We start from the raw sequence: 5,168 nt of genomic DNA, 5'->3' as shown, positions 1-5,168 counted from the left end.
GTTTTTACACAAGGTTCTTTGACATATTGTGAGAATAAAGTAAAGAGTAAGAGCAAAAATAGATAGCGATTGCCTTCGGGCATGAAGATATTAGAGAGTAAGTGAAATAAGGGCGTATGGGGGATGCCTAGGCTCTTGGAGGCGAAGAAGGACGTGTTAAGCTGCGATAAGCTTCGGGGAGGTGCACAAGACCATTAATCCGAAGATTTCCGAATGGGGCAACCCACTAGATTGAAGATCTAGTATTCTATATAATAGAAGGCAAACCTGCTGAACTGAAACATCTAAGTAAGCAGAGGAAGAGAAAACAAAAGTGATTCCGTAAGTAGTGGCGAGCGAACGCGGATTAGCCCAAACCAGTGTTGTTGCGGCAAGACTGGGGTTGTAGGACTTCGATATCGATGATATAAATGAACGAGAACTGTCTGGGAAGGCGGGCCGTAGAAGGTGAGAGCCCTGTATTGGTAAGTTTATTTCATTGTAGGAGTATCCTGAGTAGGGGGGGACTGGAGAAATCCCCTTTGAATCTGCCGGCACCATCCGGTAAGGCTAAATACTACCAAGAGACCGATAGTGAACGAGTACTGTGAAGGAAAGGTGAAAAGTACCCTGAGTAAGGGGGTGAAAAGACCCTGAAACCATACGCTTACAAGCGGTCGGAGCCCTTTCGTGGGGTGACGGCGTGCCTTTTGCATAATGAGCCTACGAGTTACTTTCACTGGCGAGGTTAATCACATAGATGTGAGCAGCCGGAGCGAAAGCGAGTCTGAATAGGGCGCTTAGTCAGTGGGAGTAGACGCGAAACTTTGTGATCTACCCATGAGCAGGTTGAAGCTCCGGTAAAACGGAGTGGAGGACCGAACCAGTTTACGTTGAAAAGTATTTGGATGACTTGTGGGTAGGGGTGAAAGGCCAATCAAACTGAGAAATAGCTCGTACTCCCCGAAATGTTTTTAGGAACAGCCTCGGGGTCAAGTTTTAAGCAGGTAAAGCTACCGATAGGACTAGGGGGAGTCAAATCCTACCAAATCCTGACGAACTCTGAATGGCTTAAAATATACCCGGGAGTGAGGGTTGGGGTGCTAAGGTCCCAATCCGAGAGGGAAAGAACCCAGACCAACAGCTAAGGTCCCAAAATCTTTACTAAGTTGAACTAAGGAAGTCTGATTGCAGTGACAGCCAGGATGTTAGCTTGGAAGCAGCTATTCATTTAAAGAGTGCGTAACAGCTCACTGGTCGAGCGAGGCGGGCATCGATAATAAACGGGCATCAAGTAAAGTACCGAAGCTTTGGATTATATTTATATACTGGTAGGGGAGCATTCTGATTGCGGCGAAGGTTGAGCGACAAGCTTGGCTGGAGCGATCAGAAAAGCAAATGTAGGCATGAGTAACGATAATGAGGGCGAGAAACCCTCACGCCGAAAGACTAAGGTTTCCTCAGCTATGCTAATCAACTGAGGGTTAGTCGGGGGCTAAGGGTCTAGCGAGAGCGACAACCTAATGCACAACAGGTTAATATTCCTGTACTTACTTATTGGGCAAATAGATGACGGAGAGAATGGGTTACCAGATACTGACGGAATAGTGTCTTTGAGAGGCGGCAGCAATGCCAAAACGAGTGTAGCGAGTGATCTTCCAAGAAAAGTCTAGGCGTGTATAACTAATAAGTAACCCGTACCGTAAACCGACACAGGTGGTCGAGAAGAATATTCTAAGGCGCTCGAGTGAATCACGGCTAAGGAACTCGGCAAATTAACCCTGTAACTTCGGGATAAAGGGAGCCTCGAGTAATCGAGGCCGCAGAGAAATGGCCCAGGCGACTGTTTAACAAAAACACATGGCTTTGCAAAATCGAAAGATGACGTATAAGGCCTGACACCTGCCCGGTGCTGGAAGGTTAAGGGGGGATGTTAGCTGCAAGGCGAAGCATTGAACTGAAGCCCCAGTAAACGGCGGCCGTAACTATAACGGTCCTAAGGTAGCGAAATTCCTTGTCGGGTAAGTTCCGACCTGCACGAATGGTGTAACGATCTGGGCACTGTCTCAGCCGTGAGCTCGGTGAAATTGTAGTAACGGTGAAGATGCCGTTTACCCGCAACGGGACGGAAAGACCCCATGAACCTTTACTATAGCTTAGCATTGAGTTTTGGTACTGGATGTGTAGGATAGGTGGGAGGCTGTGAGCCGGTGTCGCTAGGCATCGGGGAGCCAACGTTGAAATACCACCCTTCTTGTACTGGAATTCTAATCCCTAGATGGGAGACATTGCTTGGTGGGTAGTTTGACTGGGGTGGTCGCCTCCAAAAGAGTAACGGAGGCTTTCAAAGGTTCCCTCAGCACGCTTGGTAACCGTGCGTAGAGTGCAATAGCAAAAGGGAGCTTGACTGTGAGACCGACAAGTCGATCAGGTACGAAAGTAGGATATAGTGATCCGGTGGTTTAGTATGGAACAGCCATCGCTCAAAGGATAAAAGGTACTCTGGGGATAACAGGCTGATCTCCCCCAAGAGCTCACATCGACGGGGAGGTTTGGCACCTCGATGTCGGCTCGTCACATCCTGGGGCTGGAGAAGGTCCCAAGGGTTCGGCTGTTCGCCGATTAAAGTGGCACGCGAGCTGGGTTCAGAACGTCGTGAGACAGTTCGGTCCCTATCTGTTGTGGGCGTAGGAATATTGACAGGTTCTGACTTTAGTACGAGAGGACCGAGTTGGACTGACCGCTGGTATATCAGTTGTTCTGCCAAGGGCATAGCTGAGTAGCCACGTCGGGACCAGATAAGCGCTGAAAGCATCTAAGTGCGAAACTGACCTGAAGATGAGTATTCCATGAAGGGTCCGTGTAGACGACACGGTCGATAGGCTACAGATGTAAAGGCAGTAATGTCAAAGTCGAGTAGTACTAATTACCCGAAAGCTTACTTTTATAAAAAAAATGCAACGACTGTTTATTTTATCTCACAATATGGAAAAAGGCTAAGACCTTGCAAGATTTATGGAGCCGATAGGACGGGTGTTCACCTCTTCCCATCTCGAACAGAGAAGTTAAGCCCCGCACCGCTGATGATACTGGGATCAAACCCGGGAAAGTAAGTAAGCTCCAAGTTATTATTATCAAGCCCGCTAGTCTCTAGTGGGCTTTTTTATTTATTAGGGTTTTGGTATTAAGGAAATGTAGAATGAAGAATGTAGAATGAAGAATTAATGGTATAAATGGCTTGACTTCAAAATACTACCTAAAATTCTAAGAAGCTCTTCTAATTTATTTTGTAATTCTTCATTACAATAAATGTTGGATTCTCTTAAAAGCCTAATCCAATATCCAGTTTCTCTTGCTTCTTTATAAGCGATATGCATTTTTGCATAGAAATCTCTCTTTGAAGCCCCTCCTATTGCTTCTTCAACATTTGCCCCAATCGAAGTTCCAGACCTTAAGATTTGCTTAGTAAGTATATATTCTTTTTTCTCAACTTGAATAAGTTTGACTGTGCGTATAATCTCTAATGCAAATTGAAAACTCTTTACCTGAATAATATTGTCAGATCTCATTTGATTTTTCATCAAATATCTAACGAACATAACATGATAGAATCTAAATAATTGATATTAAATGCCAATATACTTATAACTTAGTAGGATTGCCTACATTTACATTCTACATTCTACATTCTACATTTTCCCTATCTTTGCCCCATGACTATCCTCTACATCCTTCTCGGCATATTGGCAGGAGCCGGTATCACCTACCTCCTACTCCAAGGTAAAATCAACGTAATAGCGAACCAATTGGCTCTGCTCCAACAAGAACAAAGCAAATGGCTCACACTAGAGGCCGAAAACAAAAAGAAAATCCAAGAGCTAGAACAAGAAAACAGAAGCATGTTTGGACAAGTTTCTTTGTTGGAAGGCCAAAATAAAAGCCTAAAAGAGTCGCTGGATAGCCAGAAGGCCGACGAAGAAAAAATGCGCAAAATGCTGGTGGATATCAGCAATGAATCCGTGCTCCGACAAGGGAAAGTACTCAGCGAGCAGCAACAAGTAAAACTCAATGACGTACTCAATCCGCTAAAAGAAAAGCTAAAAGAGTTTGAAGAGAAAGTCAACCTGGGACAAAAGAGCAGCATTGAGCAAAATAGCGCCTTGATGGAGCAAATCAAAAACCTAACCAGCCTCAACCAAACTGTTACCCAAAAAACAGAAGATTTGACCAATGCGCTCAAAGGCTCCAATAAAACCCAAGGAAACTGGGGTGAAATGATCCTTGAACGTGTATTGGAAAGCTCAGGCCTCAAAAAAGGCTCTGAATATGAGACCCAATTCGTGACCAGAAATCAAATGAACGAAAGCATCAAACCGGATGCAGTCATTTTCTTGCCTGACAACAAAAATCTAATCATTGATAGCAAAGTGTCTTTGGTAGCCTACGAACGCTACACCAGCGCCGAGGAAGGTACCGTTGATAAGGATATAGCCCTCAAGGCCCACATTGAATCCTTGAAGAATCACATCAAAGAATTATCTGCCAAAGATTACCACACCGGTCTGAACTTGAATAGCCCCGATTTTGTCTTGCTATTCATTCCCATTGAATCTGGATTTGTGGCGACTATTTCTCAGGACACCTCTTTATTCAACTTTGCTTGGGAAAGAAAAATAGTCTTGGTCTCCCCTTCTACCCTATTGGCGACGCTCAGAACGATTGCTTCCGTTTGGAAAACCGAATACCAAACTCGTAATGCCATTGAAATAGCCCGACAAGCCGGAGATCTCTACGACAAATTTGTCAGCTTTACCCAAGATATGGAGGATGTTGGCAAGCACATCAAAAAGGCCGAAGATGCTCATTCCAATGCCGTCAATAAGCTTAGCACCGGAAAAGGTAACCTGGTTACTCGTGCGGAAAAACTCCACAAACTAGGCATCAAATCCACCAAAAAACTCAACCAAGGGCTGATTCAAGAGGAGGATTCTGACGAAGAAGAGGAACTGTGAATGGTAAGTGGTGAATGATTCATTTTGAATGAAGAATGAAGAATGAGGAATGTAGAATTTTTGATGGAAAACATAGTCGTGCAGCCCTGCGAAATGTGATGAACGCAGCGGCAATATTAGTTATGAGTTATTAGTGTTTAGAATGTAAAATCCTACATCCATTTATAATTTATAATT

2 protein-coding genes and 2 rRNA genes are annotated in these 5,168 nt (G+C 44.5%); 3 read left to right on the top strand and 1 reads right to left on the bottom strand.

The features are described 5' to 3' along the window. The first annotated feature begins 95 nt into the window (after window positions 1-95). A 23S ribosomal RNA gene (locus EWU22_RS06795) occupies window positions 96-2,925 on the top strand. Between the two features lie 68 nt (window positions 2,926-2,993). Further along, window positions 2,994-3,105, top strand: a 5S ribosomal RNA gene (gene rrf / locus EWU22_RS06790). A gap of 95 nt (window positions 3,106-3,200) precedes the next feature. Here rrf and EWU22_RS06785 read toward each other — a convergent pair. Continuing rightward, window positions 3,201-3,560, bottom strand: coding sequence for a four helix bundle protein (locus EWU22_RS06785; protein WP_231962792.1), 360 nt, complete (start codon window positions 3,558-3,560; stop codon window positions 3,201-3,203). Between the two features lie 132 nt (window positions 3,561-3,692). Between EWU22_RS06785 and rmuC the strand changes: the two genes are divergently transcribed. Continuing rightward, window positions 3,693-4,991, top strand: coding sequence for a DNA recombination protein RmuC (gene rmuC, locus EWU22_RS06780; protein ID WP_130924947.1), 1,299 nt, complete (start codon window positions 3,693-3,695; stop codon window positions 4,989-4,991). Window positions 4,992-5,168: the final 177 nt, after the last annotated feature.

This window comes from Aquirufa nivalisilvae (genome assembly GCF_004307455.1).
Taxonomy (GTDB): domain Bacteria; phylum Bacteroidota; class Bacteroidia; order Cytophagales; family Spirosomataceae; genus Aquirufa; species Aquirufa nivalisilvae.
The sequence above is the reverse complement of the archived record's forward strand: the minus strand, read 5'-3'. Positions and strand labels throughout refer to the sequence as shown.

Coding starts and splice junctions, on each gene's coding strand:
- EWU22_RS06785 (WP_231962792.1), bottom strand. CDS start 3,560: ATGAAAAATCAAATGAGATCTGACAATATTATTCAGGTAAAGAGTTTT.
- rmuC (WP_130924947.1), top strand. CDS start 3,693: ATGACTATCCTCTACATCCTTCTCGGCATATTGGCAGGAGCCGGTATC.